Genomic DNA, 25,234 nt, shown 5'->3' with positions numbered 1-25,234 from the left:
GCACACTGGGTGACTATGAACAGCTTGAACGGGCCAGCGCAGGCACGCGTCGACCTCGGCGCCATCAGCGACAACATCTCCCTGCTGCGAGAGCGCGCGGGGAGCGCCGAGGTCATGGCCATGGTGAAGGCCGAGGCCTACGGGCACGGCCTGGTCCCGGCGGCGCGGGCGGCGCTGGCCGGGGGCGCCACCTGGCTGGGCGTCGCCAAGCTGGCCGAGGCGCTGCGGCTGCGCGACGAGGGCGTCACCGGCGTCCGGACGCTGGTCGGCGTGGGCGTGCCGGGTGAGCCCTGGGAACGGGCGGTGGAGCGGGACGTCGACCTCACGGCCGGGGCGCTCTGGCAGCTCGACGAGTTCGCGGTCGCGGCCGAGCGGGCGGGCAGGCCCGCGCGGGTGCATCTGAAGGCCGACACGGGCATGACCCGGGGCGGTTCGGGCCAGGACGACTGGCCCGCGCTCGTCGAGGCGGCGCTGGCCGCCGAGGCGTCCGGACGGGTGCGGGTGGCGGGGCTGATGTCGCACTTCGCGTGCGCCGACGAGCCGGGCCACCCGTCGGTCGCGCGCCAGCTGGCGCTGTTCACCGAGATGGTCGAGCACGCGGAGAAGGCCGGGCTGCGGCCCGAGGTCCGGCACCTGGCCAACTCGGCGGCGACGCTGACGCTGCCCGAGGCCCGGTTCGACCTGGTGCGGCCCGGCATCGCGACGTACGGCCTGACGCCCATTCCCGAGGCCGGGACGTTCGGGCTCCGTCCGGCGATGACGCTCACCGCCGACGCGTCGATGGTCAAGCGGGTTCCGGCGGGCAGCGGCGTCTCCTACGGCCATACCTACACCACCGATCGGGAGACCAATCTGGCCGTCGTCCCGGCAGGGTACGGCGACGGGATTCCCCGGCACGGCTCCAACGTGCTGGAGGTGCTCGCGGCCGGCGCACGCCGCCGCGTGGCCGGACGGGTCTGCATGGACCAGTTCGTCATCGACCTGGGGGACGACGTCCTGGCGGCCGGTGACGAGATCGTCCTGTTCGGGCCCGGCGATCGAGGGGAACCGACCGCTCAGGAGTGGGCGGACGCGCTCGGCACGATCTCGTATGAGATCGTCACCCGGATCGGTTCCCGGGTTCCACGGGTGTACGAGAACGGTCCGCAGTAGAGGGGGCGGCATGGACGCAAGAAGCAAGCGCATCGCCGGCATCGCCGGGATCGTGGCCGGAGTCGGCGCGGCGGGCGTGGGCACGGCCGTCGGGCTGCGCAAGCTGGCGGTCGGGCGCGTGCGGCTGCGTCCCGACCCCGACGCCGACGAGCCGTTCGGCGAGTTGCGGGGCCGGGCGCTGACCGTCCTGGCCGACGACGGGCTTCCGCTGCACGTGGAGGTTCAAGGCCCGGACGACGCGCCGCTGACCGTGGTGTTCTGCCACGGCTTCGCCCTCAACCAGGACAGCTGGCACTACCAGCGCCGCGACCTGGCCGGGAACCTGCGGATGGTGTTCTGGGACCAGCGCAGCCACGGCCGTTCGGGGCGTAGCAAGCCCACCCACGCGACCATCGACCAGATCGGCGAGGACCTCTACGCGGTGCTGCGCGCGACGGTCCGCCCGGGGGCGACGGTGGTGCTGGCCGGGCACTCCATGGGCGGCATGTCGATCATGGCGCTGGCGGCTCGCCGCCCCGAGCTGTTCGACCGTTCCGACCGGTCCGAGGGGTCCTTCGACATCGCGGCCGTGGCGCTGGTGAACACCTCCAGCGGCGGGCTGGCCGAGCTGACCATGGGGCTGCCGATGGTGCTGGCCAAGGTCGTCCGGCCGCTGGCGCCCCGCACGCTGCGGGGGCTGGGACGCCAGGCGCCCCTGGTCGACCGGGCCCGGGGTCTGGGCGCCGACGTGGCCTTCATGATCACGCGCAAGATGGCCTTCGCCGACAAGCACGTGAGCCCGACCGTGGTCGACTTCCTGGAGACGATGATCCGCACGACCCCGATCGACGTGATCGCGGAGTTCTACCCGGCGCTGATGGCCCACGACAAGGAGGCCGCGCTGGCGACGCTGGCCCCGGTGCCCGTGCTGGTGCTGGCGGGCGGGGAGGACAAGGTGATCCCGGTCGAGCACGCGCGGCGGCTGGCCGAGGCGCTGCCCGAGGCCGAGTACGTCGAGATCGGCGACGCCGGGCACGTGCTCCCGCTGGAGTACCCGGGTGTGGTGACGGGTGGGCTGCGCCGGTTGGTCGACCGGGTCCGCTCCGAGATCATCGAGAGGTCGGCGTGAGCGGACCGGTCGTGCTGACCGTCCCGACCGCGACGGCGATGCGCGAGCTCGGGCTGCGGCTCGGCGCGGCGCTGCGGTCCGGCGACCTGGTGGTGATGACCGGCGACCTGGGCGCGGGCAAGACCACGCTCACCCAGGGCATCGGCGAGGGACTGAAGGTGCGGGGCCCGATCACCTCGCCGACCTTCGTCATCGCCCGCGTGCACCCGTCGCTGGGCGGCGGCCCGCCGCTGGTCCACGTCGACGCCTACCGGCTGGGCGGGTTCGCCGAGCTGGACGACCTCGACCTCGACGCGTCCGCCGAGGACGCGGTGACGATCGTGGAGTGGGGCGCCGGGCTGGCCGAGGGCCTGGCCGACGACCGGCTCGACGTGGTCATCTCGCGCGGCGGCCAGGACGCGGGCGAGGAGCGCCGCGTCGAGCTCACCGGGTTCGGCGCGCGCTGGGCCGCTCTCCCCGAGCTTTTCGGCTGATCGGCCCCGGGCGGGACGGGCCGCCCGCCGCAAGATCACTATCGACACCGCGTCCGATACGAGAAACTCTCGGCTTTTTCTGCAGGTGGGCCCAGCTCCAGTTTGTGTGACATGACGTACTCTTTGCCGGGATGAACCGCATTTTTTAGACATTGATCAACTTTTGGTGCAAAGCGGGAGTCGGTTCCGGTGAGTGGTAGCCATCGCAGCGGGAGTCATCGCGCCGCGCGTGATCGCGGCACCCGTCGCGGCCCGGCGTTCGTCGTGGGCGCCGTGGCCATCGGCGCGGCCGTCTGCGTCCTGGCGGCGTTCGCCATCCTGACCGGCCTCGGCATGGGCGACGACCCCGAGGGCGAGGGACGGGTCGTCGGCCACGACGCGCCCGCCACCGACAACACCCCCCTGGCCAAGTCCGACCGCACGATCGTCCCCGACGCGTGCGAGCTGCTGAGCCGGCAGGTCGCCGACAAGCTCGCACCCGGCGCCGACCGCACCCAGGCCGACAACTACCAGAGCAGCGACCGGCAGAACCAGTGCGTGTGGGGCGCCTACACCGGCGACCGCAAGCGCCAGCTCACCGTGGAGCTGCGGGCCGTCGCCGCCGCCGCGGGCCAGAGCGCCGCGGGCACCGCCTCGCGGACGTTCCAGACCGAGCGCGCCGCCGACGAGTCGGGCAAGGCCCTGGTCAGCGGGCAGGAACTGACCGAGAAGACCCGGCTCTCGGGCGTCGGCGAGGAGGGCTACGCCGTCTACAGCCTGGACGAGGGCCAGAGCTCCGGCGAGGCCGTCGCCAACGTCCGGGTCACCAACGTCCTGGTGACCGTGCACTACTCCGGCGGCGACAAGGACACCCCGTTGGCCGCCACCGCCGCCATGGACGGCGCCGTCGAGGCGGCCAAGAGCGTGATCGAGGCACTGAACGTCGGGTGAACCCCGGCCGTGACCGAGGGTGATGAGCCCTCCCGATCTGCATTAGGCTTTCAGTCCGTGCTGGTCTTGGCTTTCGACACCGCTACCGCCGCGGTCACCGTCGCGCTGTACGAGTGGACCCCGGGGGAGGGTGTGCGCCGCCGTGGTGCGGCCGAGTCGGTCGACCGGCGCCGCCACACCGAGCTCCTCACGCCGTCCATCGCCGAGGTTCTGGCCGAGGCCGGGGCGGCCCCGGCCGATCTGAGCGCGATCTCCGTCGGCGTGGGCCCCGGGCCCTTCACCGGCCTGCGGGTCGGGCTGGTCACCGCGCGGGCCATGGGCGAGGCGCTGCGCGTCCCGGTCCACGGCGTGTGCACCCTCGACGTCCTGGCGTGGGCCTCGGGCCGCGACGAGCCCTTCGCCGTGGCGACCGACGCCCGCCGCAAGGAGGTCTACTGGGCCAGGTACGAGGCCGCGGCCGTCCGCTCGACCGGCCCGCATGTCGGGCCGCCCGGCGACGTCCGCGACGGTCAACCGGACGACCTGCCGGTCATCGGCGAGGGCGCGGCGCTCTACCCCGAAGACCTCGGCGGCGCGCCCGGCCAGGAGCCGCTGCCGCTGCTGCCCGCCGCCACCGCGCTGGCCGAGCTGACCTGCGTCCGCCTCTCGGGCGCTCCCGGGCCAGGGTTGCTGCCGCCCGAGCCCCTGTACCTGCGGCGTCCCGACGCCAAGGAGCCCGGCCCGCGCAAGAAGGTGACACCTCGGTGAGCGGCGCGGTGTCGTTCCGGACGATGACCATGGCCGATCTCCCGGTCGTGCACCGGCTGGACGGCGAGCTGTTCCCCGAGGACACCTGGAGCGAGGAGATGTTCCGCGGTGAGCTGGCCGACCAGCCCCGCACCCGCCACTTCGTGGTCGCCGAGTCCGAGGGCGGCGAGATCGTCGGGTACGCGGGCCTGGCCGCGGCGGGCGGGCAGGCCGACGTCCAGACCATCGGCGTCCGCGCGAGCCGCCGCGGCGAGGGCATCGGGGCCGCGCTGCTGACCGCGCTGCTCGACGAGGCCGGGCGCCGCCGCAGCGAGGCGGTGTTCCTGGAGGTCCGCGCCGACAACGCCCCGGCGCTGCGCCTGTACGAACGGTTCGGCTTCGAACCCGTCGGGGTCCGCAAACGCTACTACCAGCCGTCCGGGGTGGACGCGATCGTGATGTGCCGCAGGCTTCGCGTCGCCCGCCCTCCGGTCGGCTTCTCCCGAGAGGCATAGATGCTGAGCGACTCAGAGCCGCTGGTGCTGGGGATCGAGACCTCCTGCGACGAGACCGGCGTCGGGATCGTCCGCGGGCACACGCTGCTGGCCGACGCGATCGCCTCCAGCGTGGAGCAGCACGCCAGGTTCGGCGGCGTGGTGCCCGAGGTGGCCTCCCGCGCCCATCTGGAGGCGATGACCCCCACCGTCGAGCGGGCGCTGGCCGACGCCGGGGTGGGCTTCCAGGACATCGACGCGTTCGCCGTCACCGCGGGCCCCGGTCTGCCGGGCGCGCTGATGGTCGGGGTGGCCGCGGCCAAGGCCTACGCGCTCTCGCTCGGCAAGCCGCTGTACGGTGTCAACCATCTGGCCGCGCATGTGGCCGTCGACCAGCTCGAACACGGCCCGCTGCCCAAGCCGTGCGTGGCGATGCTGGTGTCGGGCGGGCACTCCTCGCTGCTGCTGGTGCCGGACGTGGCCACCGACGTCCGGCCGCTGGGCGCGACGGTCGACGACGCGGCGGGCGAGGCGTTCGACAAGGTCGCCCGGGTTCTCGACCTGGGCTTCCCCGGCGGCCCGGCCATCGACCGCCGCGCCCGCGAGGGCGACGCGGCCGCGATCGCGTTCCCGCGCGGCAAGTACGACGACGGCACCTACGACTTCTCCTTCTCGGGGCTCAAGACCGCCGTGGCGCGCTGGGTCGAGGCCCGCGAGCGCGCGGGCGAGCCCGTTCCCGTGGAGGACGTCGCGGCCTCGTTCCAGGAGGCGGTCGTCGACGTCCTCACCCACAAGGCGCTCAAGGTGTGCCGCGACAACGGCGTCACCGACCTGCTGGTCGGCGGCGGGGTGGCGGCCAACTCGCGGCTGCGCGCCATGGCCCGGGAACGCTGCGAGGCCGCCGGGGTCAGGCTGCGCGTGCCGCGTCCCGGCCTGTGCACCGACAACGGCGCGATGGTGGCGGCCCTGGGCTCGGAACTGGTCGCCTCCGGCCTGGCCCCCTCGGAGCTCGACCTGCCCGCCGACTCCAGCCTGCCGATCGAGTCGATTAGGCTCTGAGCCGGGCGACCTCGATTTACAGCAACCCTGCCAGGTAGTTCTCCAGCAGGGGGACGCGGGCCTCGTCGATGACGCGGCCGTCGTCCTCGGGCAGCAGGTCGAGCAGGCACCGGACGTCCCAGAACGGGTCGTGGGAGTGACCGCCCGACACCTGGTCGAAGGCCGAAAGGAAGCGGTCGGCGACGTCGGGCCCGTAGCGCAGCGCCAGATGAAGCCGCATGTGGGCGATGTCGACGGCGACCGGGCCGTAGGACGCGTCCGACCAGTCGACGATGCCGGTGAGCCGCCCGTAGGACCACAGGGTGTTGTCGGGGTGGTAGTCGCGGTGGATGAACCGCGAGGGCGCCTGTGGGGCGGGCCCAGCGGCGACCTCGAACGCGCGGTCCCACAGCCGGTGCCGGACGGCGTGCTTGGGCGGGAGCCGCTGGTCGAGCCGGTTGTAGGGGAAGTAGGGCGGCATGGACGGCGCGCCGCCCAGCGCGTGCACCGACAGCAGCCCGGCGGCCAGCTGGATGAGGTATTCGGGCAGGTCGTCGGGGGCGGGACGGGGCGGGTGCCCGACCAGGCGCGTGATCAGCAGGGCGGGGGCGTCGCAGTAGGCGCCGGCGGGATCGGCGGCGACCAGCGCGGGAGTCGGGATCTCGCACCCGGCCAGCAGGGCGAGGGCGGCGATCTCACGTTCGGGGGAGAACTCGGAGTCGCCGAACGGGCCGAGCGTGCCTCGGCCCCCCGGGTGGCGCGGCACCCAGCGGCGCAGGACGAGCCGGTGCGCGCTGCCCGACCGGCTCTCGACCAGCAGCGCGTGGTTGGCGTGGGCGGTGCCGCCCGCCAGCGGGCGGATCATCCGGACTTCGGCACCCCGGCCGAGGCACTCCTCGACCCAGCGCAGGGTCGAGCCGCTGGGCGGGGCGCCGATCTGGAGGCCGGAGGTGTGGCTCACGAGATCCATGAAAACGGATTCCGATGGGTGTTGGGAGTGATTTGACGAAGACGGAACGTAACAAAGGGCACGTCATCGACGTGCCGTGAATCTCCGGTTCCGGACCGGCGGTGGCGTCGCCGGACAAATCACCACGGGGCGGAAAGGGGCGGGGGAGGGATCGGGGGCCGGTGGCCACGGTGGGGCGCTCGGGGAGGAGCACCCCACCGTGTCCCCGTCAGTCCTTTCCTTCGCGGCGCGGGCGCAGGAGCGCCTCGGCCAGCGCGAGCATGGTCTCCTCCAGGGTGGAGAGCCGCTTGAGCACGTCCTCGTGGACCGCCGTCACCTGCTTGGTGACCTCGCTGTGCACGCTGTCGACCTTCTTGCCGACCTCGTGCTGCACGCCCTCGAAGCGCTTGCCCACCTCGGCGTGGACCTTGCCCATCTCGACCTGCACGGCCTCGGCTCTCTTGCTGACCTCGTCGTGCACGCCGTCGACGCGCCTGGCGAACTCCTCCTGGACGCCGCCGACCTTCTTGCTGACGTCCTCGTGGATGCTGCCCACCTGCTTGGTGACATCGTCGTGGATGTCCTCGATGCGCTTGGACACGTCGTCGTGCACGCCGGTGACCTGGCGCGACACCTCGTTGTGCACGGACTCCACCTGCTTGGTGACGTCGACGTGCACCGACTCGATGCGGCGGGAGACGATGTCCACCTGCGTGGTGAACTCCTCCAGGGCCCCGTCGACCTTCTTGGTGACCTCCTCGTGGATGCCCTCGATGCGCTTGCGCACATCCTCGTGTACGTTCTCGAACCGGCGGGAGAACTCGTCCATGCGCTTGGCGACGTCGCTGTAGGCCGTCTCGGCGATCTGCGACATCGTCGCCTTGACCTCGTCGCGGTCGGGCCGGGCGCGGAGCTCATCGATCAGCGGGTTCACCGCGTCGATCAGGTGCTTCTCCAGCGCGTCGAACCGGTCGCCGTACTCGATCACGGGCCGCTGCGAGAGCTCGTGCACCTTGCGGTGCAGCTCGGAGATCTCCAGCGTGGCGGGCAGCTGCCCGATCCGGTCGTTGACCCCGTCGATGCGGTCGTCGATGCCCTCGAAGCGGCCGTCGAGGCCGTCCAGCTTGCCCGACAGGCCCTCCAGGCGTCCGTCCAGGCCGTTCAGATGCCCGTCCAGGCCGTCCAGCCGGCCGCCGACCCCCTCGACCCGGCCGTTGACGGCCTCCAGGCCCTGCTCGACCCGCTCGGCCATCTCGCCCAGCGACTGGTCGACCCGGGTGGTGATCCCGTTGATCGAGTGTTCGAGCTTGTCGTTGCGGTGCCCCAGCTCGGCCAGCGACTTGTCCAGGCGGTTGAAGCGGACCGAGGCCGCCTCCATGCTGCCCTGGAGCTTGTCCAGCCGCTTGGTCATCTCCTCCATGCGCTGCGACGCCTGCCGCGTGGCGTCGGTGATGCCCTGCGCGGAGTCGATCACCGCCTGGAGGCGGGAGAGCCCCTCGTCGACGTTCTCGGCGACGACGCCGACATCGGCCCAGAGGGCGGGCAGCTCGGCGACCGGCTTGACCCGCTCGCCGACCGACTCGATGTGCTCGGCGAGCCCCTCGGCCCATTCGGGGGGCTTGCTCGACAGCTCGTCCACCTGCCCCCGGACGCTGTCGAGCTGCCCCGTCAGGCCGGTGAGCTCCCGCTCGCGCACCTCGCGGAGCAGCCACTCCATGCCTTCCAGCCGCTGGCGTATCTCATCCAGGACCTGACCCTGTGAGCGCTGTTCATAGACGTGGTCCTGCGCCGCACGGGCGAGCAACTCCCGCATCCGATCCGAGACCGGTTGACCCCCCGTCTGCAGGAAGTTGTGATTCGTTTCCACCCGATGCTCCTTCGTGTGCCGTCGCTATAAATAGTGCGCGGCAATGAATCGTGAAGGCCTCACTGTAGTGCTTGTGGAGGGCAGTTATAACGGGGAGCAGAGAACATTACGAGTTCTGTGGAATGCGCTTGATAATCCGAGTGGAGTGGAAGCTGGGCGATCATCACGAGTGGGACATTTTCCCTAGTTCGTACGGGGGTCGCCTGCCCGCGTTCCTGGGGGTTCTGGGCTCCGGGAGCCCTGGATCTTTCTCGGCGGCGGATCTTTCGGGCGTCGTTTCCCGGTGCCGCTCCATGAGACTGCCGCGTCCCGGCATTGGCCGCCGAGCGCAATGCCGGAATGAGGCCAGGATTTACTCTGCCGTGGCGCGCCCCCGGCCCTGCTCGGCGAACATCACGCGCACGAAGATCATTGGCGAATGATTAACGTCCGGGCACGGCGCGGGTGAGCAGCGCGACCGGCGCGGTGCCGACCCTGGTGACCACCACGGTGATCTCCGCGCCGCCGTATCCGGCGCCCTTGCGCCCGAAACCCAGGTCGCGCCGGAGCCGGTCGACATCGATCGCCGAGCCCCGTTTCTTGATCGTCAAGATGCCGATCTCGCGGCGCCGCAACTCCCGCTTGAGGCGCTTCACCGAGAACGGCATCACCTCGTCGATCGCGTAGGCGGCCGCGAACGGGGTCGGGCGCAGGACGTCGCCGGTGACGTAGGCGATGCGCGGGTCGGCCAGGCCCCCGCCGACCAGGTCGGCCACCTCGGCCACCAGATGCGCCCGGATGACGGCGCCGTCCGGCTCGTACAGGTAGGCGCCCCACTCACGCACGTCCGGGTCGCCGAGGCCCTCCTTCGGGGTCAGCGTCACCCCCGCCTCGCCGCCGGACGGCAGGAGGGTGGCCCTGCGGCGCTCCGTCCCGGCCAGCGCGCCGAGCCAGAGAGCCGCCTCCTTGACGTCGCCGCCCACCGAGATCCACTCGGCCTCGGCGCCCTCGGGGACGGCCTCGTGCGGGATCCCGGGCGCGACCTTGACGCACGCCCCGGGGACGTGGCCCGCCAGGTCGAGGACGGTGTCCAGCGGCGGCTCGTACGAGCGCGGGTCGAAGACGCGGCCGCGCGCGGTGCGGCGTCCCGGATCGGCGAACACGGCGTCGTAACCGGACGGGTCCGCCTCGGTCGCGTCGCCCTCCCGGACGGCCGCCAGGCCGTCCACGCCGAGGGCCGCGGCGTTGGCCCGCGCGACCTCGGCCGTCAGCGGGTCGAGTTCCACGCCGTCCCCGGGCAGGCCCGCGCGCGCTCTGGCGATCAGGTCGGCCCCGATGCCGCAGCCGAGCTCCAGCACTCGGTGAACGTTCCCCGAACTCTCTCCGGACGCGAGGAAACGGCGGGCCCGATGGGCGGCCACCTCCGCCCGCGTGGACTGCTCCAGACCGGCCGGTGTGAAGTACATGAGCGCGGCGTCCTGGCCGAATTTGGCCCGTCCGCGCTCCCGCAGCCGCACCTGGGTCAGCGCGGCCGAGACGAGCTCGGCCGGATGCCTGCCGCGCAGCCGCGACGCGGTCGCCAGCAGGCCGTTCTCGGTCACGTCGCCGGCCGCCGCCTCGGCGAGGACGGCCTGGCCATCCTCGGTGAGCAGGCCCCGGAACGCCTGAAGGTCCATATCCTGGACGCTATCCCCGGCGAGGCGCTCCGGGCGCCCCGTGTGGGACGCCGTGTCCGTGTTGACGCGTCCACGGTCACGGAATAGTCTCCGTAACTGGCACTCTCCCAGTGAGAGTGCCAACACAGCGACAAGGTCGGTCTGACACCCGCGACGGCAGGCCGGTCCAGGGTCGCCTCTTCTGCCACATGTGCGGCCGGCCTGCCGAGGCCGGCCGAGATCACCACCGAAGGGGAGGTCAGATCGTGACGACCGCCACCAAGGTCGCTCTCAAGCCGCTTGAGGACCGCATCGTCGTCCAGCCGCTCGAGGCCGAGACCACCACCGCGTCGGGCCTGGTTATTCCCGACACCGCCAAGGAGAAGCCCCAGGAGGGCACCGTCCTGGCGGTCGGCCCCGGCCGCGTGGACGACAAGGGCGACCGCGTGCCGCTCGACGTGAGCGTCGGCGACATCGTGCTGTACAGCAAGTACGGCGGCACCGAAGTCAAGTACAACAACGAGGAGTACCTCGTTCTCTCGGCGCGCGACGTGCTCGCGATCGTCGAGAAGTAAGTCACCGAGAACGAGTGATGCGCCGCCCCGGCCCCGCCCGCTTGCGGAGCGGCCGGGGCGGCTCGCGTTGAAGAGGAGATTTCCGCATGGCGAAGATCCTGGAGTTCGACGAGGACGCTCGCCGGGCCCTTGAGCGCGGCGTCAACGCTCTCGCTGACGCCGTCAAGGTGACCATCGGCCCGCGCGGCCGCAACGTGGTCATCGACAAGAAGTTCGGTGCGCCGACGATCACCAACGACGGTGTCACCATCGCCCGCGAGGTCGAGCTGGAGAACCCCTACGAGAACCTGGGGGCCCAGCTCGCCAAGGAAGTGGCGACCAAGACCAACGACATCGCCGGTGACGGCACCACCACCGCCACCGTGCTCGCGCAGGCCCTGGTCCGCGAGGGCGTCCGCAACGTGGCCGCCGGCGCCTCGCCGCTGGCGCTCAAGCGGGGCATCGACGCCGCCGCCCAGTACGTGTCCGACCAGCTCCTCAAGGTCGCCCGCGACGTCGAGGAGAAGGGCGAGATCGCGCACGTCGCGACCATCTCCGCCCAGGACGCCCAGATCGGCGAGCTGATCGCCGAGGCGTTCGAGAAGGTCGGCAAGGACGGCGTCATCACCGTCGAAGAGGCCCACACCTTCGGCCTCGAGCTGGAGTTCACCGAGGGCCTGCAGTTCGACAAGGGCTACCTGTCGCCGCACATGGTGACCGACGCCGAGCGCATGGAGGCCGTCCTGGAGGACGCCTACGTGCTCATCGTCGACGGCAAGATCTCCAACGTCCAGGAGTTCCTGCCGCTGGCCGAGAAGGTCGCGCAGACCAAGAAGCCGCTGCTGGTGGTGGCCGAGGACGTCGAGGGCGAGGCGCTGGCGCTGCTGGTGGCCAACAAGATCCGCGGCACCTTCACCTCGGTCGCGGTCAAGGCTCCCGGCTTCGGCGACCGCCGCAAGGCGATGCTCGGCGACATGGCCATCCTGACGGGCGGCCAGGTCGTCAGCGAGGCCATCGGCCTCAAGCTCGACACCATCGGCCTCGAGGACCTGGGCCGCGCCCGCCGCATCACCGTCACCAAGGACGCCACCACGGTCGTCGACGGCGTCGGTGAGACCAAGGACATCCAGGACCGGGTCAACCAGATCAAGGTCGAGATCGAGAACAGCGACTCCGACTGGGACCGCGAGAAGCTGCAGGAGCGCCTGGCCAAGCTGTCGGGCGGGGTCTGCGTGCTGCGCGTCGGCGCCGCCACCGAGGTGGAGCTCAAGGAGAAGAAGCACCGCCTTGAGGACGCCATCTCGGCGACCCGCGCGGCCATCGAGGAGGGCATCGTCTCCGGCGGCGGCAGCGCGCTGGTGCACGTGGCCAAGGCGGGCTTCGACGCCCTGGGCCTGTCCGGCGACGAGGCCACCGGTGCCGAGGCGCTGCGCCGCTCGCTGGTCGAGCCGCTGCGCTGGATCTCCGAGAACGCGGGCCAGGAGGGCTACGTCGTGGTCTCCAAGGTCCAGGAGCTGGACGCCGGGCACGGCTACAACGCCGCCACCGGCGAGTACGGCGACCTGATCGGCCAGGGCGTCATCGACCCGGTGAAGGTCACGCGTTCGGCGGTCACCAACGCCGCCTCCATCGCGGGCATGCTGCTCACCACCGAGGCGCTCGTCGTCGAGAAGCCGGAGGAGGCCGACGAGGCCGCCGCCGGCGGTCACGGCCACGGTCACGGTCACGGCCACTGATCACCGCGACGGTGACGGGGAGTACCGGTCACCGCGCGAGCTGATCTTCGTGCGTCCGGAAAGGCCCTCGCCCCCTTCGGGGCGGGGGCCTTCTCCGTGGACCACCGGACGCGGGGGTGAACGTCCGAGAAAGTCTTCCTAGCGACCAGGTGAGCGGTTTATAGCTAAATATTACCGTTTCGGAGGCTTTTTAACTACGTGGAGCGTTCGAGCCACCCCGATCCGTAGTACTGAGCCCGCCATCTCCGCACTGTGACCATTCCGTTGTCGTGCACAGTGGAGACAGGGACCTGCCCGCTGGGCATCATGCTCTACGTGACCGAGGGATGCTTCGCCGGGACGACGACCGCGCGCGCTGCCGAGCCCTCGGAGGGGCCGGCCCCTCCGCAGCCCCGCGACGCTGGCCGTGGAACGCGCCCGCTCCGTGCCGCCAGGGCCGACGACGGCGACCTCAAGGAACTGACCAACCGCGCCGTCCAGGGTGACCCCAAGGCCATCGAGGTGCTGATCGGCCAGGTCCGTCCGATGGTCGTCCGCTACTGCCGTGCCCGCCTCGGCCGCGTCTCCGGCCAGTACCACATCGCCGACGACGTGGCCCAGGAGGTCTGCATCGCCGTCCTGTCCGCGCTGCCCCGCTACCGCGACATGGGACGTCCCTTCGCCTCCTTCGTCTTCGGCATCGCCGCGCACAAGATCGCCGACGCGCTGCGCAGCGCCGTCCGCGCGGCCGTGCCCACCGAGGACCTCCCCGACGGGCCGGACGACCGGCCCGGCCCGGAGGAGACCGTGGTGCGCTACATCGAGGCGCAGCGGGCCAGGGATCTGCTGACCCGCCTGCCCGAGCACCAGCGCGAGCTGGTGCTGCTGCGAGTGGTGGCGGGGCTGTCGGCGGAGGAGACCGGTAATGTGCTGGGCATGTCCGCGGGAGCGGTTCGAGTCGCGCAGCATCGGGCTCTGGCCCGGCTGCGCGCCATGGCGCGAGAGGAGTCGATCGCTTGACGGAACGGAGCCACGGCGCCCCGGATCCGGCAGAGCCTTCGAACCCCGGTTCCGTCCATGCGATTCCGGTGGCCCGCACGGATCTCGCCGAGGAGGCGCGCACCGACGCGATCTTCGACGAGCTCGCGGAGCGGCGCGTTGTCGCCTCGGCTGACCCCGCCGTCGGGCTGCTGCGCGCCCTGATCAGCGATGTCGAGGAGCGACCCAGGCTGGCCGCCGTGCGTCCGGCCGAGCCGCCCGCCGAACAACCCGAGGACGGCCCGCCCGAGCCCGGCCCCCGCCGCCGCGGCCCCCGCACGATCGTGGCGCTCGGCGTCGCGGGCATCGTGCTGGCCAGCACCGGCGTCGCCGCCGCGGGCGGCGGCCTGTCCGAGCCCGGCCCGGGGACGGCGGCCTCCGGCCGTCCCGAGGAGACCAGCAAGATCCGTATCCGGCACGGCGAGCCCTCGCCCGGCGAGGGCGGCGACCGGCTGGCGCTCGGTGGGCCTGGAGCGGTCCGCGACCGTGCTTCCGCACGTCCCGGCTTCCCCGCGTCGCCGCTTCCGGTGGGACGCCCCGACGCCCGCCCCGGAACGACCACGCCCGAGCAGCCCACGTGGCCGTCCGACGACGGTCAGGGCCTCCCGGGCCAGACCCCCGCGACGCCCGAGCAGCCCTCCGACGGCACCGACGACACCCCGCAGGGCCAGGAACCGCCCCCCAGCGTCGGCCCCGCAGGCGGCGATGACATCCCCCTGCCCCGTCCGGTGGGCAAGCCCCTCAAGCCCCCGCCGACCTCCCCGGAGGCCGAGCCCACCCCGTCTCCGGAACCAACCGACACCCCCAAGCCGATCCCGTCCGCCGAACCCACAACCGAAGTCGGTCCCACCCCCTTCGCCGAACCAACCGCAGACCCGACCCTCGACACCGGGCCCACAGACGGCGCCGCACCAACCCCCTCCACCACCCCGACGGCCGAGGACGTCCCGACGCCCGAGGCGGACCCGGCCCCGTAGACCGCCCCCACGGCCGCTACGGGCTCACAGACACCGCCGGACCAGCGTCCGCCCCGAAGTCGAGGTCGGCGGGTGAGGGTACGAGTGATGCGGGCCTACAGACGGCGCGGGGTCGGCGTCCGCCCGAGCCGAGGTCGTCGGCCGAGCCGACGGGCGATGCGGTGCCGAGGTCGGCGGGTGAGGGTACGGGACGTACGGACGGCGCCCATCGGCGTCCGCCGCCGAGCCGAGCGCCTCTTGCCGGGTCGGGCTCGACGCCTTAGGGCGGGCCGAGGAGCGGTGCCGGGCCTGCAGTCGGACGACGGGGCGACGGCCGCCGTCGGAGATGGTCAGTCGCCTTCGCGGTTTTCTTCGCTGTCGATGACGCCGTCGACGTAGCCGCGGGCGTACTCCCAGCTGACGTAGTCGACCGGGTCGGGGGACAGGGCGGGCTCGTGGACGCGGGGCAGGCCCTGGTCGAGCAGGTGGCGCAGGTTGCCGTGCAGGAGGTCCCAGTCGATGTAGTGGAGCTTGCCGCAGTCGCCGCAGTCGACCGTCAGGCCGCGCACGCCCAGGGGTTCGAGGAGCGCACGGAAGACCTCCAGGTCGGCCAGGTCGGCCAGCACGTCCTCGCGCTCCGCCACGCTGAGCGGAGCGACGTCTTCCCCGGGGTCGCCCAGCGCGCCGGCCGGATCCTCCGGATCGCCGGCGAACGGGTCGAGCGGTGCGTCGTCATGCACACCCCCCACGCTACTGCCACGCCCCCTCCGAGGTGCACCCCCCGGTCCGATCTGTGCCCGAACAACCGCTTTCCCGCCACATCCTCGTGGACGGCGGGGCCGTCAGACTGTCGCCAAGACCACCCCTCGGGCGGTCCCGAAGCCGACGTCAAATCGCGATTCCACGCCCTACCATGGGGTGAGGTCGCCTGACCTGGCCAGATAGCCGCCACCACCCCGGAAGGTAGCCATGAACCCCGCAGCCGAGTCCGCAAAGTTCATCCAGGAGGGCCTGACCTTTGACGACGTGCTGCTGCTTCCGGGCTACTCGGACCTGCAGCCGGGTGAGGCCGAGACGACCACCCGGCTGACCCGGACGATCTCGCTGCGCATCCCGCTGGTCTCGGCGGCCATGGACACCGTGACCGAGGCCCGGACGGCCGTGTCGATGGCCCGGCAGGGCGGCATCGGGGTGCTCCATCGCAACATGGCGGTCGAGGAGCAGGCCGAGCAGGCCGACCGGGTCAAGCGGTCCGAGGCGGGCATGATCACCAACCCGGTGACCTGCCTGCCGGACGCGACGCTGGCCGATGTCGAGGAGCTGTGCGGTCGCTTCCGGATCTCCGGGGTCCCGGTGATCGACGTGCGCGGCGTGCTGGTGGGCATCGTCACCAACCGCGACATGCGGTTCGAGACCGATCTGAGGCGTCCGGTCCGCGAGGTCATGACGCCGATGCCCCTGGTGACGGCGCCGGTGGACGTCGACCGCGACGAGGCGCTTCGGCTGCTGGCCACCAACAAGGTCGAGAAGCTGCCGCTGATCGACGGCGAGGGACGGCTGCGCGGGCTGATCACGGTCAAGGACTTCACCAAGAGCGAGCAGTACCCCCTGTCGACCAAGGACGCCGACGGGAGGCTGCTGGTGGCCGCCGCCGTGGGCGTGGGGGAGGACGCGATCAGGCGCGCCCAGGCCCTGATCGACGCGGGCACCGACGTGATCATGGTGGACACGGCGCACGGACACTCCAAGGGCGTCGCCGACACCATCGCCAAGATCAAGGCCAACTCCCGGGTGGAGGTCGTCGGCGGCAACGTCGCCACCTACGCGGGCGCGAAGGCGCTGGTCGAGGCCGGGGCGGACGCGGTGAAGGTCGGTGTGGGCCCGGGCTCCATCTGCACCACGCGGGTGGTGGCCGGGGTCGGCGTCCCGCAGATCACCGCCATCAGCGAGGCCGCGCGGGCGGCCAGGGAGGGCGGCGTTCCGGTGATCGGCGACGGCGGCCTCCAGTACTCGGGCGACATCGCCAAGGCGATCGTGGCGGGGGCCGACACCGTGATGCTCGGCAGCCTGCTGGCGGGCGTCGAGGAGTCGCCGGGCGAGCTGATCTTCGTCCATGGCAAGCAGTACAAGTCCTACCGGGGCATGGGCTCGCTGGGCGCGATGCGCAACCGCGAGCGCGGCGGCTCGTTCTCCAAGGACCGCTATGCACAGGCCGACGTGTCCAGCGAGGAGAAGCTGATCCCCGAGGGCGTCGAGGGCCAGGTGCCCTACCGGGGCCCGCTGGCGAACGTGGCCCACCAGCTGGTCGGCGGCCTGCACCAGTCGATGTGGTACGCGGGCGCCCGCACCATCACCGAGCTCCAGGAGCGCGGCCAGCTGATGCGGATCACCTCGGCCGGGCTCAAGGAGAGCCACCCCCACGACATCCAGATGACCGTGGAGGCCCCCAACTACCAGGGGCGCTGACGGCCGGTAGCATCGCCGGGGCTTGTCCCGCCGAGCGCGGGGAAGACTTTGCTTGGTCAATGCGTGGGCGCCCGCGGGACGTTGCCGTGTCCGGGAACGCCCGCGGCGCGGTGGGAGAGGGAGACCAGTGGCTGCTGAGGTGGAGATCGGCCGGGGCAAGAGCGGTCGCCGGGCGTACGCGTTCGACGACATCGGCATCGTGCCGTCCCGCCGGACGCGCGACCCCGAGGAGGTCAGCGTCGCCTGGCAGATCGACGCCTACCGGTTCGAGATGCCGCTGCTGGTCGCGCCGATGGACAGCGTGGTCAGCCCGGCCACCGCCATCACGGTCGGACGGCTCGGCGGCCTGGCGGTGCTCGACCTCGAAGGTCTGTGGACGCGCTACGAGAACCCCGACCCGCTGCTGGCCGAGATCGCCTCGCTGGACGACGCCCGCGCCACCCAGCGGCTCCAGGAGATCTACACCGCGCCGATCAAGGAGGAGCTGATCGGCCGCCGGATCGAGGAGATCCGCGAGGCGGGGGTGACGGTCGCGGCCCGGCTGTCGCCGCAGCGCACCGCGCAGTTCCACAAGGCCGTGATCGACGCCGGGGTCGACCTGTTCGTGATCCGCGGGACGACGGTCTCGGCCGAGCACGTCTCCGGCCGGGCCGAGCCGCTCAACCTCAAGCAGTTCATCTACGACCTCGACGTCCCGGTGATCGTCGGCGGCTGCTCGACCTACACCGCCGCGCTGCACCTGATGCGCACCGGCGCGGCGGGCGTGCTGGTCGGGTTCGGCGGCGGCTCGGGCCACACCACCCGCACCGTGATGGGCGTGGCGGTCCCGATGGCCACCGCGGTCGCCGACGTGGCCGCCGCGCGCCGCGACTACATGGACGAGTCGGGCGGCCGCTACGTCCACGTCATCGCCGACGGCGGCATGGTCAACAGCGGCGACATCGCCAAGGCGTTCGCGTGCGGCTCCGACGCGGTCATGGTCGGCTCGCCGTTCGCCCGGTCCACCGAGGCCCCGGGACGCGGCTACCACTGGGGCAGCGAGGCCCACCACGGCGACGTCCCGCGCGGCGCCCGCCTCGACCTCGGCACGATCGGCACCCTCGACCAGATCCTGCACGGCCCCTCGCATGTGGCCGACGGCTCGATGAACCTGATCGGCGCCCTGCGCCGCGCCATGGCGACCTCGGGCTACACCGAGCTCAAGGAGTTCCAGCGCGTCCAGGTGGTGGTGTCTATGAGGGGGGAGACCCCCCTCTGACCCCCGGCGGGTTGTGCCGCCCTGCACTCCGCTGGCGCTCCGTTCCGGGCGGCACAACCCTTGGCAGGGGCTCCGCGCCCCCGCACCCCCGCCAGGGGCTCTGCCCCTGGACCCCGTCAGGCGTGGGGCTCGGTTGTTATAGGCGTTCGTAGCCGGTGTCGAGCCAGGCCTTGTCGCGGCGGCCCTTGGGGCTCCAGCCGCCGTCCGGGGCGATGTAGTCCTTGTCGAGCCAGTACTTGAACTGTTTGAGAGCCGTCACGGGGTCGTCCGAGTATTCGATCTTGTTCGGGTTCCACCAGCCGGTGGCCCTGAGTCGTCTCAGCTCCTTGGTGGCGCGTTCCGGGTCGCGGTAGAGGGTGACCGTGGGCTTGCCCGGGGTCGTGGGGCCGGGGGCGGCGGACGACGCTGTGGACGACACCGTGGACGACGTCGGCGAGGCCTTCGGTGGGGTGTCGGCTTCGGCGCAGGCGCCCAGCGTGCCGGGCGCGCTCGCGGTGGCCAGGGCCAGTCCGGCGATCACGATCTTCCGCATCCGGTTCTCCTTCACCACGGGGGTACCCGATCGATTCGCGGGCACCCTTGCACTGTCGTCCGCCCGGCTAGCGATCCGATTGCGGAAGGCTCGCGGTGGCCGCACGGTTCGGTACCGGGCGCATAACGGGGGCGGGGGCTTGCGGGGGTTCGGGGGGATTGGGTGGTCTCCGGGGTGGCCCCCTCCCTACTGTTGGGTAGGTATGGGTTCGGAACCAACCGCACAGGGGGAATCGCGATGACGGGATCACCGGTGACCGGACTGGGCAGCTCACGCCTGGGGCCGTCCGAGCGAGCGGCGGCCCTGGAACGGATGGGGCGCGAGGAGTTCGACGTCGTCGTGGTCGGAGCCGGGATCGTGGGCGCCGGAGCCGCGCTTGACGCCGCCACCCGGGGGCTGACGGTGGCGGTGGTGGAGGCGCGCGACTTCGCGTCCGGGACGTCCTCGCGGTCGTCCAAGCTGATCCACGGGGGGCTGCGCTATCTGGAGCAGTACAACTTCGACCTGGTGCGCGAGGCGCTGACCGAGCGGGGGCTGCTGCTCCAGCGGATCGCGCCGCACCTCGTCCGGCCGGTTCCGTTCCTGCTGCCGACCACCAAGCGGGTGTGGGAGCGCGGCTACTTCGGCGCCGGGGTGGCCCTGTACGACGCCCTGGCGTTCTCCATGGGCAGCACGCGCGGCGTCCCGCACCACCGGCACCTCACCCGGCGCGGGGCCATGCGGCTGGCGCCCTCGCTCCGCAAGGACGCGTTCGTCGGCGCGATCCAGCTCTGGGACGCCCAGATGGACGACGCCCGCTACGTGATGACCGTCCTGCGGTCGGCCGCCGAGTACGGGGCGCAGATCGCGTCCAGGACGCAGTGCGTCGGCTTCCTGCGCGAGGGCGAGCGGGTGACGGGGCTGCGCGTGCGCGACCTGGAGACCGGCGACACCAGCGACGTGCGCGCCAAGCAGGTCGTCAACGCCACGGGGGTGTGGACCGACGACATCCAGGAGCTGGTCGGCGGGCGCGGGCAGATCCACGTCAAGTCGTCCAAGGGCATCCACCTGGTCGTGCCCAAGGACCGGATCCACTCCTCCACGGGCATCCTGCTGCGCACCGAGAAGTCGGTGCTGTTCGTCATCCCGTGGGGCCGCCACTGGATCATCGGGACGACCGACACGGGCTGGGACCTGGACAAGGCGCACCCGGCCGCGTCCAAGGCCGACATCGACTACGTCCTGGAGCACGTCAACTCGGTGCTGAACACGCCGCTCACCCACGACGACGTCGAGGGCGTCTACGCCGGGCTCCGGCCGCTGCTTCGGGGAGAGACCGACGAGACCTCGGCGCTCTCGCGCGAGCACGTGGTAGCGCACCCCGTCCCGGGCCTGGTGCTGGTCGCGGGCGGCAAGTTCACCACCTACCGGGTGATGGCCAAGGACGCCATCGACGCGGTCGCGCACGGCCTGGACGGCAAGGTCGCCGAGTCGTGCACCGACCGGGTCGCGCTGGTCGGCGGCGAGGGGTTCCAGCCGATGTGGAACGCGCGGTACCGGCTGGCGTCGGTGTCGGGCCTGCACGTCGCGCGGATCGAGCATCTGCTCCACCGGTACGGGACGCTCGTCGACGACCTCCTCGACCTGATCAAGGACAAGCCCGACCTCGGCAAGCCGCTGGCCGGGGCCGACGACTACCTGCGCGCCGAGATCGTCTACGCGGCGTCCCACGAGGGCGCCCGCCACCTCAACGACGTGCTGGCCCGCCGGACGCGCATCTCGATCGAGACCTGGGACCGCGGCATCGGCGTGGCGCAGGAGGCCGCCGACCTGCTCGCCCCGGTCCTCGGCTGGTCCAAGAAGCAGCGCGACCGCGAGATCGAGTACTACCGCAAGCGCATCGAGGCCGAGCGGCTCTCGCAGAGCCAGGAGGGCGACCAGGAGGCCGACGCCCGCCGCCGTGGCGCGCCCGACATCGTCCCCACCGCGACGCCCTAGGACGGCTCAGGACGCGCGTTTCGGGGCTTCCTCCGGCAGGGAGCGGCCGAGGAGCAGGCGCATGGCGGTGCCGAACAGCTCGGCCGGGACGCGGTCGGGGTCGAGCAGGTGCTGGACGGCCAGCCCGAAGTCGAGGGCGGTGACCAGGGTCGCGAGGTCGAGGGCGGAGACGCCGTCGACCTCGCGCAGGTCGTGGGCGACGGCGGCGCGGCGTTGGGCGTACCAGTCGGCCAGACGCCACCCGGCGGCGTAGTCGCGCATCCCGTAAAGCCAGAACTCCACCAGCAACATCGCCAGGGGGCGCGCGCCCTCCTCGGAGAGGCTCCGCGCGTAGGCACCGGCGGCGCGCTCGTACCGGTCGTCCAGGGGACGGCCCGAGTCGCGCAGTTCGCCGCAGACCTCCGGCTCGATCGCGTCGCGGGTCCAGCGCTCCAGCAGTTCGAGCAGGAGGTCGGTCTTCCCGGCGAAGTTGGAGTAGACCGCGCCCTTGGTCAGGCCCGCGGCCGAGGCGATGTCGTCGAGGGACGCGCCGTGGATGCCGCGCTCGGCCCAGAGGCGCTCGGCGGCGTTCAGCAGGGCGTCCCTGGTGCGCTCGCGGCGTTCCGCGCGGGGTCCGCCCGGCCCCGCCCCGTTCTGGGCGTCGATCATGCTGGTGACCTCTCTCGCGGGCGCGCGCCGGGGCTCTGCCGCGCGGGGCGGTGCACGCGGTCGGGCCGGGGACGGTGACCGTCCCGTGGCGCGGTGTTCGGCGCCTGGACTTTTCTCTGCTTTCCGGAATACACCGGGAGGACGCGGTCAGTCCTCGGGATGCGCAACTCGGGGCGTGTGGAACGGTCCGATCGCAGTGCTTTGTCACCTTAGGGCGAACCACAGGGAAGTAGTGGCATACGTCACCGCAAGTGATTCATTACCAGCAGGTAGCCAGAGATGGCCGGGTGGTCATAACCTGTCGTCATGGCATCTCCCACGGTCCCTGACACGGGTAAGGCTGAGCACGGGCTACCTGAGAACCTGATCAAGCGACTGGTCTCCCTCGTCACCGCGGACGGTCCGGAGACCACCACCATCCCCACCCCGTTCACCGGCGAGCCGCTGGCGACGCTCCGCGTCTCCAAGGCCGAGGACGTCCACGCCGCCTACGAGCGCGCGCGCAAGGCCCAGCGGGCCTGGGCCGCGCTTCCCGTACGCGAGCGCGTCAAGCCCTTCCTGAAGCTCGCCGACGCCCTCGTGGAACAGCGCGCCGAGATCCTCGACGTCATCCAGGCCGAGACCGGCAAGGCCAGGCGCCACGCTTTGGAGGAGTTCCTCGACGTCGCGCTCTGCTCGCTCTACTACGCCCGCCGCGCGGAGAAGCTGCTCAAGCCCCGCCGCAGGCAGGGCATGATCGCGGGCGCCACCCGCGTCCAGGAACTGCGCCACCCCAAGGGCGTCGTCGCCCTGATCGCCCCCTGGAACTACCCCTTCGCGCTCGGGGCCAGTGACATCGCCCCCGCCCTCATGGCGGGCAACGCGGTGATCCACAAGCCCGACACCCAGACCTGCCTGTCGAGCCTGTGGGTGCTCGACCTGCTGATCTCCCTCGGCCTTCCGCGCGACCTGTGGCAGATCGTCGTCGGCGAGCCCGCCGAGATCGGCGACCCGCTGATCGAGAGCGCCGACTACGTCTCGTTCACCGGCTCCACCCGGGGCGGCAAGGCGATCGCCGAGAAGGTCGCGCCCCGCCTGGTGGGTTACTCCCTGGAGCTCGGCGGCAAGAACCCGATGATCGTCCTGGACGACGCCGACATCGAGCGGACCGCCCGCGGCGCCGTCCGCGCCTGCTTCACCAACGCCGGGCAGCTGTGCATCGCGATCGAGCGGCTCTACGTGCACGAGGACGTCCACGACCGCTTCGTCGAGCGGTTCGTCCAGCTGGTCAAGGAGATGAAGCTCGGCGCGGGACGCGACTTCGACGTCCAGATGGGCTCCCTCACCTACGCCCGCCAGCTCGAGGCCGTCAGCACCCAGGTCGAGCAGGCCGTCAAGGAGGGCGTGACCGTGCTGGCCGGGGGCAAGGCCCGTCCCGACCTCGGCCCGCTGTTCTACGAGCCCACCGTGCTCACCGACGTCACCACCGACATGGACCTGTGCGCGAACGAGACCTTCGGGCCCGTCGTGTCGATCTACAAGTACCGCGACCTCGACGAGGTCATCGACCGCGCCAACGACACCCCCTACGGCCTCAACGCCTCGGTCTGGACCCGGAACGTGGCCAGGGGACGCCAGGTCGCCGCCCGCATCCAGGCCGGGTCGGTCAACATCAACGACGGGTTCGGCGCGACGTACGCGTCCTACGACGTCCCGATGGGCGGCTTCAAGCAGTCCGGCGTGGGACGTCGCCACGGCGCGGAGGGTCTGCTGAAGTTCACCGAGACCCAGGCCGTCGCCAGCCAGCACTTCATGGACCTGGAGCCGCCCGGCTCGGTCTCCTACGAGAAGTTCGCCGAGGCCATGGCCACCGGCATCAAAGTCATGAAACGCCTGCGCATCAAGTGAGGGATGGCCCATGGCCGCACAACATGACTACGACGTGCTCGTCATCGGCTCGGGATTCGGCGGCAGCGTCGCGGCGCTGCGCCTGACCGAGAAGGGGTACCGCGTCGGCGTGATCGAGGCCGGACGCCGCTTCGACACCGGGCCCTCGTCCCCGGGGGAGCGCTACCCCGACCTCCCCAAGACCAGCTGGCACGTCAACCGGTTCCTGTGGGCGCCCTGGTTCGGCCTGACCGGCATCCAGCGGATCCACATGATCCGCGGCGCCAGGAACAGCCGCGTGATGGTCCTGGCGGGCGCGGGCGTCGGCGGCGGCTCCCTCAACTACGCCAACACCCTCTACGTCCCGCCCAAGCCGTTCTTCGCCGACCGCCAGTGGGGCCACATCACCGACTGGCAGGACGAGCTGGCCCCCTTCTACGACCAGGCCAAGCGGATGCTCGGCGTCGTCCAGAACCCCACCGAGACCGCCGCCGACAAGCTGATCAAGAAGGTCGCCGACCGGATGGGACGCGGCGACACCTACGTCCGCACGCCCGTCGGCGTCCACTTCGGCTCGGGGCCGGGCGAGGAGAGCGCCGACCCCTACTTCGGCGGCGCGGGGCCGTCCCGGCGCGGCTGCGTCGAGTGCGGCGAGTGCATGACCGGCTGCCGCCACGGCGCCAAGAACATGCTCACCGAGAACTACCTCTACCTCGCCGAGCGGGCGGGCGCGCGCATCATGCCGATGAGCCGCGTCACCCGGGTGGCGCCCCTGCCGGACGGCGGCTACGAGATCCGCATCGTCCGCACCGGCTCCTTCGGCCGCCACCGCAAGACCCTCACCGCCGACCAGGTCGTCTTCGCCGCGGGCACCTACGGCACCCAGAAGCTCCTGCACCGCCTCAAGCGCTCGGGCGTCCTGCCGAACCTGTCCGACCGCCTGGGCATGCTCACCCGCACCAACTCCGAGGCGATCGTCGGCGCCCAGCGTGCCAACGGCCAACCCGGGGACGACTACACCCGGGGCGTGGCGATCACCTCGTCCTTCCACCCGACCTCCGACACCCACATCGAGCCCGTCCGCTACGGCCGGGGCTCGGACATGATGGGCCTGCTCCAGACGCTGATGGTCGACGGAGACGCGCCCGGCGAGCCGCACCGTCCCCGCTGGCGCAAGTTCCTGCGCGAGGCCGCGGGCCGTCCCAAGGACCTCAGGTACCTGATGGACGTCCGCAACTGGTCCCAGCGCACGGTCATCGCCCTGGTCATGCAGACCCGCGACAACTCCATCAACCTGAGCACCAAGCGCGGCCCCCTCGGCCTGGACTTCCGTGCCAGCCAGGGCCACGGCGAGCCCAACCCCACCTGGATCCCGGCGGGCAACGAGGCCACCCGCATGATCGCCGAGGAGATCGGCGGCATCGCGGGCGGCACCTGGGGCGAGCTCTTCGACATTCCGCTGACGGCCCACTTCCTCGGCGGCTGCGTCATCGGCGACTCACCCGAGACCGGCGTCATCGACCCCTACCACCGCGTCTACGGCCACCCCGGCCTGCACATCGTCGACGGCTCCGCGATCTCCGCCAACCTGGGCGTCAACCCGTCCCTGACCATCACCGCCCAGGCCGAGCGCGCCATGTCCCTCTGGCCCAATCAGGGCGAAGCGGACCCCCGCCCCGGCCAGGGCGCCGCCTACCGCCGCCTGGCCCCGGTAGCCCCCAAGAACCCGACCGTCCCCGCGAACGCCCCCGGCGCGCTGAGCCTCCCCATCATCCAAATCACCTGACACCCGTACACACAGGGCCCCGGCGACCACCACTGGGGCCCTCTGTCCGCGCTCGATCGTTGACATA

The 25,234-nt window shown here is 71.7% G+C and carries 22 protein-coding genes; 16 read left to right on the top strand and 6 right to left on the bottom strand.

The genetic code is table 11. The annotated features are described in order from the left end of the window. Positions 1–15 precede the first annotated feature (15 nt). The 7 genes from alr (at position 16) to tsaD (ending at position 5,942) form a co-directional block, all read left to right on the top strand. Entirely contained in the window at positions 16–1,152 is a 1,137-nt protein-coding gene (gene alr, locus ACQPY4_RS37225) for an alanine racemase (protein WP_433329277.1), read from the top strand. Positions 1,153–1,162: 10 nt separating this feature from the next. Continuing rightward, positions 1,163–2,260, top strand: coding sequence for an alpha/beta fold hydrolase (locus ACQPY4_RS37220; protein WP_433329275.1), 1,098 nt, complete (start codon positions 1,163–1,165; stop codon positions 2,258–2,260). 38 nt (positions 2,261–2,298) lie between these two features. After that, positions 2,299–2,733 (top strand): tRNA (adenosine(37)-N6)-threonylcarbamoyltransferase complex ATPase subunit type 1 TsaE, encoded by a 435-nt coding sequence (gene tsaE, locus ACQPY4_RS37215; RefSeq protein WP_433339176.1) that lies wholly within the window; start codon positions 2,299–2,301, stop codon positions 2,731–2,733. Between the two features lie 189 nt (positions 2,734–2,922). Next, a complete protein-coding gene (locus tag ACQPY4_RS37210) occupies positions 2,923–3,663 on the top strand; it encodes a hypothetical protein (RefSeq protein ID WP_433329273.1) in 741 nt (246 codons plus the stop codon). 57 nt (positions 3,664–3,720) lie between these two features. Then, positions 3,721–4,410, top strand: a complete 690-nt coding sequence (tsaB, locus tag ACQPY4_RS37205) for a tRNA (adenosine(37)-N6)-threonylcarbamoyltransferase complex dimerization subunit type 1 TsaB (RefSeq protein WP_433329271.1) — start codon at positions 3,721–3,723, stop codon at positions 4,408–4,410. 23 nt (positions 4,411–4,433) lie between these two features. After that, complete coding sequence (gene rimI, locus ACQPY4_RS37200; RefSeq protein WP_433339174.1) at positions 4,434–4,904, top strand: ribosomal protein S18-alanine N-acetyltransferase; 471 nt, start codon at positions 4,434–4,436, stop codon at positions 4,902–4,904. After that, complete coding sequence (gene tsaD / locus ACQPY4_RS37195; RefSeq protein WP_433329269.1) at positions 4,905–5,942, top strand: tRNA (adenosine(37)-N6)-threonylcarbamoyltransferase complex transferase subunit TsaD; 1,038 nt, start codon at positions 4,905–4,907, stop codon at positions 5,940–5,942. Positions 5,943–5,958: 16 nt separating this feature from the next. Here the strand turns inward: tsaD and ACQPY4_RS37190 are convergent, their stop codons facing one another. The 3 genes from ACQPY4_RS37190 to ACQPY4_RS37180 all read right to left on the bottom strand — a co-directional run bounded on the left by ACQPY4_RS37190 (position 5,959) and on the right by ACQPY4_RS37180 (position 10,392). Next, entirely contained in the window at positions 5,959–6,882 is a 924-nt protein-coding gene (locus ACQPY4_RS37190; protein WP_433329267.1) for a phosphotransferase family protein, read from the bottom strand. Between the two features lie 217 nt (positions 6,883–7,099). Then, the gene (locus tag ACQPY4_RS37185; protein WP_433329265.1) at positions 7,100–8,737 is read right to left on the bottom strand and encodes an apolipoprotein A1/A4/E domain-containing protein; all 1,638 of its coding nucleotides are present in this window, start codon (positions 8,735–8,737) and stop codon (positions 7,100–7,102) included. Between the two features lie 422 nt (positions 8,738–9,159). Further along, on the bottom strand, positions 9,160–10,392 hold the full coding sequence (locus ACQPY4_RS37180; RefSeq protein WP_433329263.1) for a THUMP-like domain-containing protein: 1,233 nt from the start codon (positions 10,390–10,392) through the stop codon (positions 9,160–9,162). Positions 10,393–10,637: 245 nt separating this feature from the next. On the opposite strand from ACQPY4_RS37180, the gene groES reads away from it, so the two are divergent. From groES to ACQPY4_RS37160, 4 genes are all read left to right on the top strand, one after another. Further along, positions 10,638–10,946, top strand: coding sequence for a co-chaperone GroES (gene groES, locus ACQPY4_RS37175; protein ID WP_433329261.1), 309 nt, complete (start codon positions 10,638–10,640; stop codon positions 10,944–10,946). 86 nt (positions 10,947–11,032) lie between these two features. Continuing rightward, positions 11,033–12,661: a chaperonin GroEL gene (groL, locus tag ACQPY4_RS37170; protein WP_433329259.1), complete on the top strand. Its 1,629-nt coding sequence runs from the start codon at positions 11,033–11,035 to the stop codon at positions 12,659–12,661. Between the two features lie 306 nt (positions 12,662–12,967). Next, entirely contained in the window at positions 12,968–13,660 is a 693-nt protein-coding gene (locus ACQPY4_RS37165) for a sigma-70 family RNA polymerase sigma factor (protein ID WP_433339172.1), read from the top strand. Positions 13,661–13,728: 68 nt separating this feature from the next. Then, a complete protein-coding gene (locus tag ACQPY4_RS37160) occupies positions 13,729–14,655 on the top strand; it encodes a hypothetical protein (protein WP_433329257.1) in 927 nt (308 codons plus the stop codon). A 329-nt stretch (positions 14,656–14,984) separates the two neighbouring features. Here the strand turns inward: ACQPY4_RS37160 and ACQPY4_RS37155 are convergent, their stop codons facing one another. After that, the gene (locus ACQPY4_RS37155) at positions 14,985–15,374 is read right to left on the bottom strand and encodes a DUF5319 domain-containing protein (RefSeq protein ID WP_433329255.1); all 390 of its coding nucleotides are present in this window, start codon (positions 15,372–15,374) and stop codon (positions 14,985–14,987) included. 229 nt (positions 15,375–15,603) lie between these two features. Here ACQPY4_RS37155 and guaB point away from each other — a divergent pair, with 229 nt between their 5' ends. Both guaB and ACQPY4_RS37145 read left to right on the top strand, forming a co-directional pair. Then, entirely contained in the window at positions 15,604–17,100 is a 1,497-nt protein-coding gene (guaB, locus tag ACQPY4_RS37150) for an IMP dehydrogenase (protein ID WP_433329253.1), read from the top strand. Between the two features lie 139 nt (positions 17,101–17,239). Next, positions 17,240–18,358 carry a GuaB3 family IMP dehydrogenase-related protein gene (locus tag ACQPY4_RS37145; RefSeq protein WP_433339170.1) on the top strand — a complete coding sequence of 373 codons (1,119 nt, stop codon included), beginning with the start codon at positions 17,240–17,242 and terminating at the stop codon, positions 18,356–18,358. Positions 18,359–18,494: 136 nt separating this feature from the next. Here the strand turns inward: ACQPY4_RS37145 and ACQPY4_RS37140 are convergent, their stop codons facing one another. Next, the gene (locus ACQPY4_RS37140) at positions 18,495–18,890 is read right to left on the bottom strand and encodes a hypothetical protein (RefSeq protein ID WP_433329251.1); all 396 of its coding nucleotides are present in this window, start codon (positions 18,888–18,890) and stop codon (positions 18,495–18,497) included. A 237-nt stretch (positions 18,891–19,127) separates the two neighbouring features. Between ACQPY4_RS37140 and ACQPY4_RS37135 the strand changes: the two genes are divergently transcribed. Further along, on the top strand, positions 19,128–20,867 hold the full coding sequence (locus ACQPY4_RS37135) for a glycerol-3-phosphate dehydrogenase/oxidase (protein ID WP_433329249.1): 1,740 nt from the start codon (positions 19,128–19,130) through the stop codon (positions 20,865–20,867). 6 nt (positions 20,868–20,873) lie between these two features. On the opposite strand, the gene ACQPY4_RS37130 is transcribed toward ACQPY4_RS37135, so the two are convergent. Continuing rightward, positions 20,874–21,515, bottom strand: coding sequence for a TetR/AcrR family transcriptional regulator (locus tag ACQPY4_RS37130; RefSeq protein ID WP_433329247.1), 642 nt, complete (start codon positions 21,513–21,515; stop codon positions 20,874–20,876). Between the two features lie 306 nt (positions 21,516–21,821). Between ACQPY4_RS37130 and ACQPY4_RS37125 the strand changes: the two genes are divergently transcribed. Both ACQPY4_RS37125 and ACQPY4_RS37120 read left to right on the top strand, forming a co-directional pair. Then, positions 21,822–23,402: a succinic semialdehyde dehydrogenase gene (locus ACQPY4_RS37125; RefSeq protein ID WP_433329245.1), complete on the top strand. Its 1,581-nt coding sequence runs from the start codon at positions 21,822–21,824 to the stop codon at positions 23,400–23,402. 10 nt (positions 23,403–23,412) lie between these two features. Then, positions 23,413–25,167 carry a GMC oxidoreductase gene (locus ACQPY4_RS37120; protein ID WP_433329243.1) on the top strand — a complete coding sequence of 585 codons (1,755 nt, stop codon included), beginning with the start codon at positions 23,413–23,415 and terminating at the stop codon, positions 25,165–25,167. Positions 25,168–25,234 lie beyond the last annotated feature (67 nt).

The sequence above is a fragment of the Spirillospora sp. CA-294931 genome, from assembly GCF_050946795.1.
Classification (GTDB): Bacteria; Actinomycetota; Actinomycetes; order Streptosporangiales; family Streptosporangiaceae; genus Spirillospora.
The sequence above is the reverse complement of the archived record's forward strand: the minus strand, read 5'-3'. Positions and strand labels throughout refer to the sequence as shown.